We start from the raw sequence: 14,383 nt of genomic DNA on the forward strand, positions 1-14,383 counted from the left end.
CCGGGTCGCCCCGCAGCCGCCCGGGCGACCCGGCCCGGCGCGGCCGGCCAGGGCCGACGACCGCGGCAACGGCCCCGCCGGGAACGGACCCGGACCCGGTCCCGGGCGGGGCTGACGCCGCCCCGGACCACCGGATCGGCCACCACCGGCGCTCGACGCCTCCACCACTGCGGCCCCACCGCCGCGACACCGCCTCACGTACCGTTCGAGCGCGCACCGGGCCCGCGACAGGCGCCAGCACGACCGGTGGGCCGCACGGAAGGACGCTGATGGCGGAGCACATGACCCCCGAGCAGTTCCGCGCCATGGGCCACCGGGCCGTGGACTGGATCGCGGACTACCTGGAGCGCATCGAGCAGTTCCCGGTGCTGTCCCAGGTCGAGCCCGGCCGGGTCCGCGCCGGTCTCCCGGCGCACCCGCCGCGGGAGGGCGAGCCGTTCGACGCCGTGCTCGCCGACCTCGACCGCGTCGTCCTGCCGGGGGTCACGCACTGGCAGCACCCCGGCTTCTTCGGCTACTTCCCGGCCAACTCCTCCGGCCCGGCGATCATCGGCGAGCTGCTGTCGGCGGGCCTGGGCGTGCAGGGGATGCTCTGGGCCACCAGCCCGGCGTGCACCGAGCTGGAGACGGTCGTGGTCGACTGGATGGCCGAGCTGCTGGGGCTGCCTGCCCACTTCCGCACCGACGACCGCGGCGGCGGCAGCATCCAGGACTCGGCCTCCAGCTCCGTGCTGGTCGCGCTCGTCGCCGCGTTGCGCCGGGCCCGCGCCGGGTCGGCCACCGCCCGGCCGACGGTCTACCTGACCGCGCAGGCGCACTCGTCGGTGGAGAAGGCGGCCCGCATCGCCGGGCTCGACGCGGACGCGCTGCGGGTGGTCGACGTCGACCCCGACACCCTCGCGATGGACCCCGGGCACCTCGCCGCCCTGATCGACGCCGACGTGGCGGCCGGGCTGGCCCCGGCGATGGTCTGCGCGACCATCGGCACGACGGCGACCGGCGCCATCGACCCGGTGCGCCGCATCGGCGAGGTCACCACCCGCCACGGCGTCTGGCTGCACATCGACGCCGCCTGGGCCGGTTCCGCGGCCGTGTGCCCGGAGCTGCGCTGGATCAACGACGGGGTCGCCGAGCACGCCGACTCCTACTGCATGGACCCGCACAAGTGGCTGCTGACCAACTTCGACTGCAGCCTGCTGTGGGTGGCCGACCGGGCGCCGCTGATCGAGGCACTGTCGATCATGCCGGAGTACCTGCGCAACCGGGCGACCGAGTCCGGGGCGGTGATCGACTACCGCGACTGGCAGGTGCCGCTTGGGCGGCGGTTCCGGGCGCTCAAGCTGTGGCTGGTGATCCGCTGGTACGGCGCGCGGGGCCTGGCCGAGCACATCCGCACCGGCGTGCGCCTGGCCCAGCACCTGGCCGCGATGGTCGCCGACGACCCGGGCTTCGAGCTGCTGCCCCACCACCCGCTCGGCCTGGTCTGCTTCCGGCCGCTGTGGCCCGGCGCCGACCCCGACGATGCCGACCGCCGCACCCTCGACCTGCTGGAGCGGCTGAACGCGGGCGGGCAGCTCTACCTCACCCACGCCAAGGTGCACGACCGCGTCGTGCTGCGCTTCGCCGTCGGCTCGCCGCAGACCCGCGACCACCACGTCGAGGCGGCCTGGCGCGGCATCCGCGAGCAGCGCGAGGCCGGGCTGCGGGTCGGCGCGACCGGGCGCTGAGCCGGACCGACGCCGAGCGCGGGAGCCGGCGCGCCGCGACCGGTCGTCCCGCAGCGCTCAGTAGTTGCCTCGTGGCGCGGACAGGAGCACCCTTGCGCCACCTGCCGTCGACCGTCAGGGGGAGGACATGGCGACCGTCTCGCCGGCCCCGGTCCAGGCCCGCCCGTACCCGGCCCGCCGCACGCCCCGGGGTTCGGCGTTCGCGCGGATGCTGCGCACGACCGACCCCAAGGACATCGCGATCCTCTACATGGTCACGTCGTTCGGGTTCTTCCTGGCCGGCGGGGCGATGGCGCTGCTGATGCGCGGCGAGCTCGCGGTGCCCGGACAGCAGTTCCTGTCCAACGAGCAGTACAACCAGCTGTTCACCATGCACGGCACGATCATGCTGCTGCTCTACGCCACGCCGATCCTGTTCGCGTTCGCCAACTACATCGTGCCGCTGCAGATCGGCTCGCCCGACGTCGCCTTCCCCCGGCTCAACGCGTTCTCCTACTGGCTGTTCCTGTTCGGCGGGCTCACGGTGCTGGCCGGATTCATCACCCCGGGCGGCGCGGCCGACTTCGGCTGGTTCGCCTACACCCCGCTGTCGGACGCGATCCGCTCCCCCGGCACCGGCGCCGACCTGTGGATCACCGGGCTCGTGGTGGCCGGTCTGGGCACCATCCTGGGCGCGGTCAACTTCATCACGACCATCGTCTGCATGCGCTGCCCCGGCATGACGATGTTCCGGATGCCGATCTTCACCTGGAACATCTTCGTCACCGCGATCCTCATCCTGATCGCCTTCCCGGTGCTCACCGCCGCCCTGCTGGGCCTGCTGGCCGACCGCCACCTCGGCGCCCACGTGTTCGACCCGGCCAACGGCGGGGCCATCCTCTGGCAGCACCTGTTCTGGTTCTTCGGCCACCCCGAGGTCTACATCGTCGCGCTGCCCTTCTTCGGCATCGTGACCGAGATCCTGCCGGTGTTCAGCCGCAAACCCCTCTTCGGCTACCGGACCCTCATCTTCGCCACGATCGCGATCGGGGGGCTGTCGATCGCGGTGTGGGCGCACCACATGTACGCCACCGGCGCGGTGCTGCTGGCGTTCTTCTCGCTGACCACGTTCCTGATCGCGGTACCCACCGGCATCAAGTTCGTGAACTGGATCGGCACCATGTGGAAGGGCAAGCTGACCTTCGAGACCCCGATGCTGTTCTCCATCGGGTTCCTGGCCACCTTCCTGTTCGGCGGCCTGACCGGGGTCCTGCTGGCCTCGCCGCCGCTGGACTTCCACGTCTCGGACACCTACTTCGTGGTGGCCCACTTCCACTACGTGCTGTTCGGCACGATCGTGTTCGCCACCTACGCCGGCATCTACTTCTGGTTCCCGAAGATGACCGGCCGCTTCCTGGACGAGACCTGGGGCAAGGCCCACTTCTGGCTGACCTTCGTCGGGTTCCACATGACGTTCCTGGTGCAGCACTGGCTGGGCAACGAGGGCATGCCCCGCCGCTACGCCGACTACCTGCCCACCGACGACTTCACCGTGCTCAACGCCGTCTCCTCGATCGGCGCCTTCGTGCTGGGCGCGTCGGTGCTGCCGTTCATCTGGAACGTCTTCCGCAGCTACCGCTACGGGCGGGTGGCCACGGTGGACGACCCGTGGGGCTTCGGGAACTCGCTGGAATGGGCCACCACCTGCCCGCCGCCGCGGCACAACTTCACCGAGCTGCCCCGGGTGCGTTCCGAGCGCCCGGCGTTCGAGCTGCACTACCCGCACATGGTCGAGCGGATCAGGGCCGAGAGCCACGCCGGGCGCCACGCCGATCCGGGCGAGGCCGCGGCCCAGCAGATCGGGCGGGAGGTCCAGCCCGACGACGACCCCAAGTCCAAGTAGCGGCAGGCCCCACCCCTCGGCGGCGAGCCGGCTCCGACGACCTTGCCCGGCGGGCGCGCTCGTGCTCTGCTCGCGGGAGCTGATCAGAGTCGATCGAGGAGGCAGCGCATGGGGACGCTCGACGGGCGGGTCGCGATCATCACCGGGGCCGGCAGGGGGATCGGGGCGTCGATCGCCCGGCTGTTCGCCGCCGAGGGCGCGCACCTGGTGCTGAACGACCTCGGCGCCGAGCCCGACGGCAGCGGCGCCGACCCCGGCCCGGCGAACCAGGTCGCCGAGGAGATCACCGCCGCGGGCGGGCAGGCCGTCGCCGACGGCGGCGACGTCGCCGACACCGCCACCGGCCAGCGGCTCGTGGAGCTGGCCGTCGAGCGCTACGGCCGGCTCGACGTGCTGGTCAACACGGCCGGCATCCTGCGCGACCGGATGATCTTCAATCTGCCCGAGCAGGACTGGGACGCGGTGATCCGGGTGCACCTGCGCGGGCACTTCGCCACGATCAAGCCGGCCGCGGCCTACTGGCGCGAGCAGCGCAACCCCGACGGCCACTACCGGATCGTCAACTTCACCTCGGACTCGGCGCTGCAGGGCTCCCCTGGCCAGCCGAACTACGCGGCCGCGAAGATGGGCATCATCGGGCTGACCGCTTCGCTGGCCAACAGCCTGGGCCGCTACGGCGTCACGGCCAACGCCATCGCCCCCGCCGCCGAGACCCGCCTCACCGCCACCGTGCCCACCGAGAAGCGCGTCGGCGACGGCGGCGCCCGCCCCGAGATGTCCCCGGACAACATCGCCCCGATCGTCGCCTACCTCGCCGGCACCGGCTCCGACTGGCTCTCCGGGCGCACCATCGGCGCCGGTGGGCACGAGGTGCGGCTGTGGAACACCCCGGAGGTGATCGCGTCGGTGTCCTCCGACGGCGCGTGGGACCTCGCCGACCTCGCCGAGAAGGTCGAGAAGGAGTTCCGCCCCAAGGCCGACGGGTTGGCCCCGTCGATCTTCATGCGGCAGGTGCCGAAGTAGGCACGGCGTTGACCGTCGCGGCGGTCAGGAACGGGCCGCGGCCCCGGTGGCCGCGCGCACGGCAGGCGCCACCTCGTCGCGGAACAGCCGCAGCGAGCGCAGCGAGTCCGCCGGCGCCAGCGAGCCCCACGCGAAGGCGCAGGCGAGGTAGTCGACCCCGGTCGCGGCGGCGAGCGCGGCGATCCGGTCGGCGACGGTCCGCGGCGAACCCAGCAGGAACTGTCCCCTGGCGGCCAGGTCCTCGACGTCCGGGGTCGTCGCGAAGCGCGCGTCCCCGTGCGCGCGCCACAGGTGGGCGAAGCTGGCGTAGTGGTCGGCGAACGCCGGGCGGGCCAGCGCGACGGCCTCCTCGTCGGTCGGCGCGACGAGCACGTGGCGCATGGTCCCGAACCGCGGCGCCGCCCGGTCTCCCCAGTGGCCCGCGCCGCCCCCCGCGCGTGCCTCGTGGAAGCGGGCGGTGAAGGCGTCGCGCTGCTCGCGCACGACCTCCGGCGGCGGGGTGACGAACCCGAACCCGAACAGCACGTTGTAGCCGCGCTCCCCCAGCCCGGGGACCGAGGCGGGGTTGGTCGTCGGGTACCACAGCGGCGGGTGCGGGCGCTGGTGCGCGGTCAGGTGCAGGGCGACGTCGGCGCCGCCACCCGGGCGCCGGAAGACCCCCGTCTCCAGCGCCCCGAGCACGGCCGCCACCTCGGCGTCGAACCGCCGCGCGGCCTCCGGGGGCTCGACGCCGTACATCGCGGCCTCGATGGGCGAGGAGCCCTTGCCCACCCCGACCTCCAGCCGCCCGCGGCTGAGCTGGTCGAGCATCGCGATCTCCTCGGCCAGCCGCAGCGGGTCGTACAGCGGCACGACGAACGTCGTCGGGGCGAGCCGGATGCGGCGCGTCACCCGGGCCGCCGCGGCCAGGAACACCGCGGGCGAGGGCGCCATCCCGAGCGGGGTGCCGTGGTGCTCGGCCAGGTGGTAGACGGCGAAGCCGCCCCGGTCGGCCTCGGCGAGCAGGTCCAGCCGCGCGTCGTAGACGTCGGCGGGGTCGCGGCCCGGCGCCGCGTCGACCCAGTCGAAGAGGCCGAACTCCAGGTCCGGTCCTGCTGGTGCTGTGGGCACGCCCGCCTCCCCGTCGAGGTGATCTTCCCGTCCGATCGTGGTCGGTGACCGGGTGCGCCGGGAAGGCGCCTTCCGTCAGGCGGTCCCCCGCGTGCGGCCGTGCCGGTCGCGGGCCTTGAGCCGCACGGTCGGCAGCTCCGGGGCCGGCAGCGGTGGGTGGGAGCAGTCCACGACCGCGCCGAAGCGGCGACCGGCCATCCAGTCGTCGCGGGCGCGGGCGATGTCCTCGTGGGTGCGTCCCACGAAGTTCCACCACATGACCAGGTCCTCGTCGAACGGCTCCCCGCCCAGCAGCACGATCCGCGCGGCCCGGTCCACCTCGACCGACGCCTCGGCGCGCCCCGGCGAGAGGTGGAGCAGTGATCCCGGTTCCAGTGCGGTGCCGGCGACCGTCGCCGCGCCCGCCATGAGCAGCACCCCGTGCTCGAACCCGGCGTCCAGCGGCAACCGCAGCGCGGCGGGGCCGGGCACCACGACCTCGACGCCGAGGAGCGGCGTGTGCACCCGCGCCGGGGACCGCAGCCCGCCGTACTCGCCGACCAGCACGGTGACCGTGGCGTCGCCGTCGTGGCGGACCGGCAGGTCGGCGTGGTGCTCGAAGCGCGGCTCGCCGTGGCGGGCCGACTCCGGCAGCGCGACCCACAGCTGCAGGCCGTGCATGCCGGGCGGGTGGTCGGCCGGCGACTGCTCGGAGTGCGCGATCCCGTGCCCGGAGGTCATCAGGTTGAGCTGGCCGGGCCGGATCGCCTGGTCGCTGCCCAGGCTGTCGCGGTGCACGATCTCGCCCTCGACGAGCCAGGTGACGGTCTGCAGGCCGGTGTGCGGGTGCGGCGGGACCTGCATGCCCGGCCGGTCGCGCACGTCCTCGGGCCCGAAGTGGTCGACGAAGCACCAGGCCCCGACCATCCGCCGCTGCCGCAGCGGCAGCAGCCTGCGCACGGTCGTGTAGCGGCCCAGCGGCACGTCGTGCCCGGGCAGCAGCACGCTCTCCGGCTCCGGCCCGGTGGCGAGCGTCGCCCCGAACACGCCGTCCGACCCCCCGACCGGATCATCCATCCCCGCAGTGTGCCCGATCCCCCGCCACCCCACCGACCCCGTCGAGAACGAAGTTGTGGTGGATTGGACCGGTCCATACTCACGACGAGTTCGTTCTCGACGGGTCGCGGCGGGTGACGCATGATCCGGTGGCAAGTGCCGATGACAGTCAGTGCCGATGACAGTCAGTGCCGACCACCGGAGGACCGATGACCTACGCGTTCGACCCCGAGCTCGCGGCCGTGATCCCCCTGCTGCCCGCCGTCGCCATCGACGACCTGCCCGCCGCGCGGGCCGGCTTCGCGGCGATGATCGCCGAGCAGCCGGAGCCGGACACCACCGGAGTGCACGTCGAGGACCGGTCCGCCCCGGGACGCGACGGCGCCCCGGAGGTGCCCCTGCGGGTCTACCGGCCGGAGCGGGTGAGCGCCCCGGCCGCGATCTACGACGTGCACGGCGGCGGGTTCGTGCTCGGCGACCTGAGCACCGATCACGCCCGCAACGTCCAGCTGGCCCGCGAGCTGGGCGTCGTCGTGGTGTCGGTGGACTACCGGCTGGCCCCGGAGACCCCGTTCCCCGGGCCGCTGGAGGACGTCCACGCCGGCCTGGCGTGGACCGCGGAGCACGCCGAGGAGCTGGGCGTCGACCCCCGCCGCATCGCCGTGCGCGGCACCAGCGCGGGCGGCGGGCTGGCGGCCGGGCTGGCGCTGCTGGCCCGCGACCGCGGCGGCCCGCACATCGCCTTCCAGTTCCTGGCCATCCCCGAGCTCGACGACCGGCTGACCACCCCGAGCATGACGGCCTTCACCGACACCCCGATCTGGAGCCGCCCCCGCGCGGTCATCAGCTGGAACGCCTACCTCGGCGAGGGCGTGCCCGGCACCGACGGCGTCTCGCCCTACGCCGCGCCGGCCCGCGCGACCGACCTCGCCGGCCTCCCGCCGACCTACATCTCGGTGATGCACTTCGACCCCCTGCGCGACGAGGGCATCGCCTACGCGCAGGCGCTGCTCGCCGCGGGGGTGACCGTCGAGCTGCACCTGTTCCCCGGCACGTTCCACGGCTCCGGCCTGGTCGAGCACGCCGCGATCACCCAACGGGGGATCCTCGAGGAGGCCACCGTCCTGCGCACCGCCCTCGGCCTGTAGCCCGCCCCGCCCCCGCCCCCGCCCCCGCCCGCCTGCGGGGACGGGGGCGGGGACGGTCTCCAAACGGATCTGGACAGCCGGGCTTTTCGCCCACCAAGCTGCACTACCCCGGGCGTGTGACACAGGTCGCACGCTGCCGGCTGCTTGGCGCCGACGAAGGAGCCCGACCGATGACCGCTCAGCTCTCCGACTACACCACCACCCTCGCCCGCTGGGAGTCCGAGCGCCCGCAGGCGCCGGCCATCACCTTCGAGGGCACCACCCGCACCTGGGCCGAGCTGGCCCAGCGGGTCCGGCGGGTGGCCGCGGCGCTGCGGGCCGCCGGGGTGCGGCCGGGCGACCGGATCGCCGTGCTCGACCTGAACCACCCCTCCTGCATCGAGCTGACGCTGGCCTGCGCGCAGATCGGCGCGGCCAACGCCGTGGTCAACTTCCGGCTGGCCCCGCCGGAGATCGTCTACGTCATCAACGACGCCGGGGCGCGGCTGCTGTTCGTCGGCCCGGAGTTCGCCGGCGCCGCCGCGCAGCTGCGCGACAAGATCCCGGCCGTCGAGCAGGTGATCCACATCGGCGGCGACGGCGACGAGTACGAGGCCTGGCTGGGCGCGCACGAGCCCGACGCCGAGGTGCACCCGGCCGAGCCGGGCGACTGCTTCGTGCAGCTCTACACGTCGGGCACCACCGGCTTCCCCAAGGGCGCCATGCTGACCCACGGCGGGATGCTCGCCCACGCCCGCAACGTCATGGTCGACTTCGAGCTCGCCGACGACGGGCGCGTGCAGGTCGCGATGCCGCTGTTCCACGTCGGCGGCACCAGCTACGCGCTGCTGGCGATCGCGGCCGGCGCTCAGATCCACATGCTGCGCCTGCCCGACCCGACGGCCGTCGTGGACATGATCGAGCGCGACCGGATCACCCACACCTTCCTGGTCCCGGCCCTGCTGGCGGTCATCGTGGCGCTGCCCGGGATCGCCGAGCGCGACTTCTCCTCGCTGCAGGCGGTCTCCTACGGCGCCTCGCCGATGCCGCTACCGGTGCTGCGGGCCTGCCTGAAGCTGTTCCCCGGCGTGATGCACCAGGTCTACGGCATGACCGAGGCGTGCGGCGTGGTCAGCTCGCTGGGCCCGGAGGACCACGAGAACCCGGCCGTGGAGCACCGGCTGATCTCGGCGGGCACCCCGACCCACGGCGTGGAGATCGAGATCCGCGATCCCGCCAGCGGCGAGCCGGTGCCGACCGGCGAGCCCGGCGAGGTCTGGGTGCGCACCGACCAGCTCATGGGCGGCTACTGGGGCAAGCCGGAGGCCACCACCGCGGCGGTCACCGAGGACGGCTGGCTGCGTTCGGGCGACGGCGGGCACATCGACGCCGACGGCTACCTCTACGTCACCGACCGGATCAAGGACATGATCATCTCGGGTGGGGAGAACATCTACCCGGCCGAGATCGAGCGCGTCCTGGCCGAGCACCCGACCATCGGCGACGTCGCCGTGATCGGCGTCCCGGACGATCGCTGGGGCGAGGTCCCCAAGGCGATCGTCGTCGCCGCGCCCGGCCAGACCGTCGACCCGGACGCCCTCGTCGCCTACGCCCGGGAGAACCTCGCCGCGTTCAAGGCGCCCAAGTCGGTCGACGTCGTCGACGAGCTGCCGCGCAACCCCACCGGCAAGATCCTCAAGAAGGACCTGCGCAAGCCGTTCTGGGAGGGCCGCGACCGCCAGGTCGTCTGAGGTCGTCTTCGCAGGGGCCGTGTGGTCCGCGCAGGTGCTGTAGCACCTGCGCCGGCCACGGCGCCCCTGCGAAGACGGGGTGATTCTCCCGTTCGGGCCCGCTGGGCGACGCGCCTGGGCAAGGGTGTGCCGCATGGATCCGGTGGGGGACGTGGGGGACGGGCTGGTCGCGCGGGGGCTGTGGTGGCGCTCGGAGCTGCTGGCGGTCGGGATGAGCGACGACGAGCTGCGCAGGCTGCGGCGAACGGGGGCCGTCGCGCGGGTGCGCCCGGGCGCCTACGTGGTGGCCGGTCCCGAGGAGCTGCGGGCGGCCGAGGAGGGCGCGGCCCGCCACCGGCTGGCGGTCCTCGCGGCCGTCCCCCGCCTGGCGCCCGGTGCCGTGATCAGCCACGTGTCGGCGGCGGTCATGCACGGACTGCCGATCTGGTTCGGCCCGCACCACCCGTTCGACGTCGACCGGGTCCGGGCCACCCGCGACCGCCGCTCCGGCGCCCGCCGCAGCACCTACCTCGACCTGCACGCCGCGGCACTGGAGCCCGACGAGGTCGTCGCCGTCGACGGCGTGCCGGTCACCTCCATCGCCCGTACCGTCGCGGACCTCGCCCGAACGCTGCCGCTGGAGTCGGCGCTGGTCCCGGCGGACGCCGCCCTGCACCGCCACCTCGTCACCCGCGCCGAGCTCGACCGGGCCGTCGAGCTGGGCGGCCACCGCCGGGGCAACACCGCCGCCCGACGACTGGTCGCCTTCGCCGACGGGGGCGCGGAGAGCCCCGGTGAGAGCCGCAGCCGGTTGGCCCTGCACCGGGCCGGCCTGCCGGCGCCCGTGTCGCAGCACGAGGTGCGGACCCCGGACGGCCGCCTGCGGCGGGTGGACTTCTGGTGGGAATGCGGTGTGGTCGGGGAGGGCGTGGTCGGGGAGTTCGACGGCCGGGTGAAGTACGGGCGGCTGCTGCGCCCGGGCCAGGAGCCGGGCGAGGCGGTGTTCGCCGAGAAGCTCCGCGAGGACGCCCTGCGCGCGGCCGGCCTGGCCGTGGTCCGCTGGACCTGGGCGGACCTCGCCGACTTCACGCCGGTCGCCGCCCGGATCCGCGCGGCCCTGTCCCGCCCCTGACGCCTCTTCGCAGGGGCGCCCGGGTCCCCGCAGGCGCCACAGCACCTGCGCAGACCCCAGCGCCCCTGCGAGGACGACGGGCGTCGGGGCGCCGGGCCGGGGAGGAGCCAGGCGTGTCAGGGGCGCTCGCCGCGCTTGCGGCGGATCTCGGCGACCTGGCGCTCGACGTCCTCCCACAGGTACCGGCCGTGACCCCCGGCCGGAGTAGTCCACGTTGGACGGATGAGCCCGGAGGCCACCATCCGGTTGAAAGATGTCTGGCTGATCCCGAGCAGCTTCGCGACCTCACCGGACTTCAGGTACTCGACACCTGGTCGCGGGTGCTTCGGCTGATCTTCGGCCATTCGGGCAGGTTAGATCGGGTTGCTACTTCAGATGGGTGGTTATGCCTAGAAGCTGTAGTGCGCCTAGCTTGCACAGTTTTTGATGGCCTTCCGCAGTCAGGAGGTCACCCGAAGTGAACGACCCGAACACGCCCATCTACGTGCGCGCCGTCGCCGAGCTGGCCGGGATGCCGAAGCTGGTCGCCGCGCTCCGGCTCCGGCACGTCAGCGGCGAGGACGGCATGTGCGTGGACCCGGTCTGCGGCCGCCCGGGCCGGGGCACCCCGCACCTGCCCTGGCCCTGCCCCACCCGACGGCTCGCCGACCTGGCGATGACCATGCGCTCCTCGCGGCACCGCAGGCCCGGCCAGGAGTCGTGAGGCTCAGCGCTCGGCGGCGTCCAGCACCGGCTTGAGGTCGACGACCGGGGTCCCGTCCAGCGCCTCCAGCGGCCCCACCCGCACGCGCACGCCGTCGACGGCGAGGACCCGCACGCGGTGCAGGCCGATGGGGTTGGGGCGGTCGGGCGAGCGGGTGCTGAACACGCCGGTCATCGGGTTGGCCGGGTCGTCGCGCGGCCGGGTGGCCAGCACCGACCGGTCGGCGCGGTCGAACCAGGTCAGCAGCAGGACGTCGACGCCGACCTCGACGTCGCCGAGCCCCTCGGCGTAGCGCGGGTCGAACACCACCCAGGCGTCCGGGGCCCCGGTGCCCTGCTTCGGCGCGCTCGCCCGGTCGCGCAGCGGCGACTCCACCCGTCCGATCGGCCTCAGCTCGTAGTCGTCCATGGCGCTCCTCCCGTCGTGGTCCCGCCGATAGCCTGGACCGTCCCGCTTCCCGGACGCACGGAGGATCGATGGGCGACAGCACCCCACGGGTGGAGGACCTCGGCGGCGGGCTCTACGCCTACATCCAGCCCGACGGCAGCTGGTTCATCAACAACACCGGTTTCCTGGTGGGCGCGAACGGCGCGGTCGCGGTCGACTCCAGCTCCACCGAGCGGCGCACCCGGGCGTTCGTCGACGCGGTCGCGGGCCTGTCGGGCGGGCCGATCCACACGCTGGTCAACACCCACAGCCACCCCGACCACGTCGCCGGCAACGGCTGGTTCCCCGGCGCCACGATCGTCGCCCACGAGCGCACCCGCGCGGAGGTCCTGGCCGCCGGTCCGCTGCCGCTGGACCGGATCTTCGAGCCGGTCGACTGGGGCGAGCTGCCCCCGGCGCCACCGTTCCTGACCTACACCGAGGGCGTCACGCTGTGGGTCGACGACCTGCGCTGCGAGGTCCGCCACGTCGGCACCCCCGCGCACACCACGAACGACTCGATCCTGTGGGTCCCCGACCGCTCCGTGCTCTACGCGGGCGACCTGCTGTTCCAGGGCGGGACGCCGTTCCTGCTGTCCGGTTCGGTCGCCGGGGCGATCGAGGTGCTGGAGTCCGTGATCGCGCCGCTGGGGGCGCGGACCATCGTGCCCGGCCACGGACCGCTCTGCGAGCCCGACCTGATCGAGGCCACGCTGGGCTACCTGCGGTTCGTGCAGGACGTCGCCCGCCGCGGCGTCGCGGCCGGGCTCGCGCCGCTGGAGGCCGCCCGGGAGACCGACCTCGGCGAGTACGCGGCGTGGAGCGAGACCGAGCGGATCGTCGGCAACCTGCACCGCGCCTACGCCGAACTGCGGGGCGCGGAGCGCGGCGCCCCGATCGACCTCGGCGCGGCCTTCGGCGACATGATCGCCTACAACGGCGGCCGACCCCTGCACTGCCGAGCCTAGGGTGATCACTCCGTAGGCTCGGGCGATGCAGCTGCGGACGCTCGGCCTGGTGGTGCACGGCGGCAAGTCCCGAGCGGCCGAGGCGGCCGAGGTCGCGCGCGCGTGGGCCGCCCGCTGCGGCGTCACCTGCGCCGAGATCGACGTCTGGTCGGGCGACGGCCGGCTCTCCGCGGCCGAGGAGGCCGCCCGCGCCGGCCACCCCGAACTGGTGGTCACCATCGGCGGCGACGGCACCTTCCTGCGCGGGGCGCGGATCGCCGTGGCCGGCGGGGCCGCGGTTCTCGGCGTCGACGTCGGGCGCGTCGGCTTCCTCACCGTCGTCGAGGCCGACGGCCTCACCGACGCGCTCGACGCCGTGCTGGCCGACCGGTACGAGATCGACGAGCGGCTCACCCTGACCATGTGCGCGTCGCGCCCGCTGGCGATCCCGCCGGGCATCGAGGCGCTGCTGCGCTACGGCCGCGGCCCGGCGCTGCCCGCTCCCCAGGTGCGGCCCCGCGTGCACGGCGACCCGGACGCCGGCGTCCCCCTGGAGATCCACGCGCTCAACGACGTGGTGTTCGAGAAGCTCGCCCGCGACCGCCAGGCCAGCGTGGCGATCTTCGTCGACGGCCGCCGGTTCGTCTCCTACTCCGCCGACGCCGTGATCGTCTCCACGCCCACCGGCTCGACCGCCTACAGCTTCGCCGCCGGCGGCCCGGTGCTCTCCCCCGCGCTCGCCGGGCTGGTGCTGACCCCGGTGGCCCCGCACATGAGCTTCAACCGCAGCCTCGTGCTGGCCCGGGAGCAGCGGGTCGCCGTGCAGGTGCTGGAGCGGTCGGGGCAGGTCGCGGTGAGCGTCGACGGTGCGCTGCGCGGCGTGCTCGACCCCGGCGACTGGGTCTCCGTGCACGCCGACCCGGTCGGCGCCCGGCTGGTGCGCCTCGACGAGATCGACTTCCTCGGCCGGGTGCGGACCAAGCTCGGGCTCGCCGACGCGGCCGCGGCCGTCGCCGACAGCGGCGACGCCGGCTGACCCTGTTCGCCCGTTCGCCCACGCGGCGACCCGTCGTCCCCCTAACCTGCCCGACGTGGATGGGTTCGAGGTGTCGACCGACCTGGTCACCGCGGCCGGACGGGCCGCCGGACGAGCGGCCGGAGCGCTGGTCGGACTCGATGTCTCCGACCCGCTGCGCGAGATCGCCGCCGCGCTGCCCGGCAGCCGCAGCGCCGCCGCCGCGGGCTCCGACCCGGTGATCTCCACGGCGCTGGCCGCGCTGGGCGAGCGGGTGCGCCGCCAGTCCGACGCGCTCACCGCCTCCGCCCGCGCCTACCTCGACGCCGAGGCCGCCGGCGTGCCGGCCGGACCGGCCTGAAGGCCCGCGGATGGTCGCGCTCGCCGACGTCCGGCGCTGGGACCCGGCGCCCCTCGACTCCGCCGCCCGCAGGCTCGCGCGCCTGCGCGACCGGCTCCTGGACGCCGAGCCGGACCTGCGCGCCGCCCGGCCCCCGGCCGGTTGGCTGGGCGCCGCCGCCGAGGC

At 74.3% G+C, this 14,383-nt stretch carries 14 protein-coding genes; 10 read left to right on the plus strand and 4 right to left on the minus strand.

Annotation, left to right across the window (positions count from 1 at the left end; all coding sequences use genetic code 11):
- The first annotated feature begins 281 nt into the window (after positions 1–281).
- The 3 genes from KIK08_RS32035 to KIK08_RS32045 all read left to right on the plus strand — a co-directional run bounded on the left by KIK08_RS32035 (position 282) and on the right by KIK08_RS32045 (position 4,632).
- A complete protein-coding gene (locus KIK08_RS32035; RefSeq protein WP_214407069.1) occupies positions 282–1,727 on the plus strand; it encodes a pyridoxal-dependent decarboxylase in 1,446 nt (481 codons plus the stop codon).
- Between the two features lie 127 nt (positions 1,728–1,854).
- Positions 1,855–3,609, plus strand: coding sequence for an aa3-type cytochrome oxidase subunit I (gene ctaD / locus KIK08_RS32040; protein WP_214407056.1), 1,755 nt, complete (start codon positions 1,855–1,857; stop codon positions 3,607–3,609).
- Positions 3,610–3,717: 108 nt separating this feature from the next.
- A complete protein-coding gene (locus KIK08_RS32045; RefSeq protein ID WP_214407057.1) occupies positions 3,718–4,632 on the plus strand; it encodes an SDR family NAD(P)-dependent oxidoreductase in 915 nt (304 codons plus the stop codon).
- A gap of 24 nt (positions 4,633–4,656) precedes the next feature.
- On the opposite strand, the gene KIK08_RS32050 is transcribed toward KIK08_RS32045, so the two are convergent.
- Positions 4,657–5,742 carry an LLM class flavin-dependent oxidoreductase gene (locus KIK08_RS32050; RefSeq protein ID WP_214407058.1) on the minus strand — a complete coding sequence of 362 codons (1,086 nt, stop codon included), beginning with the start codon at positions 5,740–5,742 and terminating at the stop codon, positions 4,657–4,659.
- Between the two features lie 75 nt (positions 5,743–5,817).
- Positions 5,818–6,798: a pirin family protein gene (locus KIK08_RS32055; protein ID WP_214407059.1), complete on the minus strand. Its 981-nt coding sequence runs from the start codon at positions 6,796–6,798 to the stop codon at positions 5,818–5,820.
- A gap of 188 nt (positions 6,799–6,986) precedes the next feature.
- Between KIK08_RS32055 and KIK08_RS32060 the strand changes: the two genes are divergently transcribed.
- The 3 genes from KIK08_RS32060 (at position 6,987) to KIK08_RS32070 (ending at position 10,766) form a co-directional block, all read left to right on the plus strand.
- Positions 6,987–7,925, plus strand: coding sequence for an alpha/beta hydrolase (locus tag KIK08_RS32060; protein ID WP_214407060.1), 939 nt, complete (start codon positions 6,987–6,989; stop codon positions 7,923–7,925).
- Between the two features lie 170 nt (positions 7,926–8,095).
- Positions 8,096–9,655, plus strand: coding sequence for a long-chain-fatty-acid--CoA ligase (locus tag KIK08_RS32065; protein ID WP_214407061.1), 1,560 nt, complete (start codon positions 8,096–8,098; stop codon positions 9,653–9,655).
- Positions 9,656–9,788: 133 nt separating this feature from the next.
- Positions 9,789–10,766 carry a type IV toxin-antitoxin system AbiEi family antitoxin domain-containing protein gene (locus tag KIK08_RS32070; RefSeq protein ID WP_214407062.1) on the plus strand — a complete coding sequence of 326 codons (978 nt, stop codon included), beginning with the start codon at positions 9,789–9,791 and terminating at the stop codon, positions 10,764–10,766.
- A gap of 116 nt (positions 10,767–10,882) precedes the next feature.
- On the opposite strand, the gene KIK08_RS32075 is transcribed toward KIK08_RS32070, so the two are convergent.
- Positions 10,883–11,110, minus strand: a complete 228-nt coding sequence (locus KIK08_RS32075) for a helix-turn-helix domain-containing protein (protein ID WP_214407063.1) — start codon at positions 11,108–11,110, stop codon at positions 10,883–10,885.
- 113 nt (positions 11,111–11,223) lie between these two features.
- On the opposite strand from KIK08_RS32075, the gene KIK08_RS32080 reads away from it, so the two are divergent.
- Complete coding sequence (locus KIK08_RS32080; protein ID WP_214407064.1) at positions 11,224–11,469, plus strand: hypothetical protein; 246 nt, start codon at positions 11,224–11,226, stop codon at positions 11,467–11,469.
- A gap of 3 nt (positions 11,470–11,472) precedes the next feature.
- Here KIK08_RS32080 and tsaA read toward each other — a convergent pair whose 3' ends face one another.
- Positions 11,473–11,877 carry a tRNA (N6-threonylcarbamoyladenosine(37)-N6)-methyltransferase TrmO gene (gene tsaA / locus KIK08_RS32085; RefSeq protein ID WP_214407065.1) on the minus strand — a complete coding sequence of 135 codons (405 nt, stop codon included), beginning with the start codon at positions 11,875–11,877 and terminating at the stop codon, positions 11,473–11,475.
- Positions 11,878–11,945: 68 nt separating this feature from the next.
- Here tsaA and KIK08_RS32090 point away from each other — a divergent pair, with 68 nt between their 5' ends.
- From KIK08_RS32090 to KIK08_RS32100, 3 genes are read left to right on the plus strand one after another with little or no spacing between them, the layout of a single operon-like run.
- Entirely contained in the window at positions 11,946–12,863 is a 918-nt protein-coding gene (locus KIK08_RS32090; protein WP_214407066.1) for an MBL fold metallo-hydrolase, read from the plus strand.
- Positions 12,864–12,888: 25 nt separating this feature from the next.
- Positions 12,889–13,878: an NAD(+)/NADH kinase gene (locus tag KIK08_RS32095; protein ID WP_214407067.1), complete on the plus strand. Its 990-nt coding sequence runs from the start codon at positions 12,889–12,891 to the stop codon at positions 13,876–13,878.
- Positions 13,879–13,933: 55 nt separating this feature from the next.
- Positions 13,934–14,218, plus strand: coding sequence for a hypothetical protein (locus tag KIK08_RS32100; RefSeq protein WP_214407068.1), 285 nt, complete (start codon positions 13,934–13,936; stop codon positions 14,216–14,218).
- The last annotated feature ends 165 nt before the right edge of the window (positions 14,219–14,383 follow it).

Origin of the sequence: Pseudonocardia lacus, assembly GCF_018531445.1 — a bacterium.
GTDB lineage: Bacteria > Actinomycetota > Actinomycetes > Mycobacteriales > Pseudonocardiaceae > Pseudonocardia > Pseudonocardia lacus.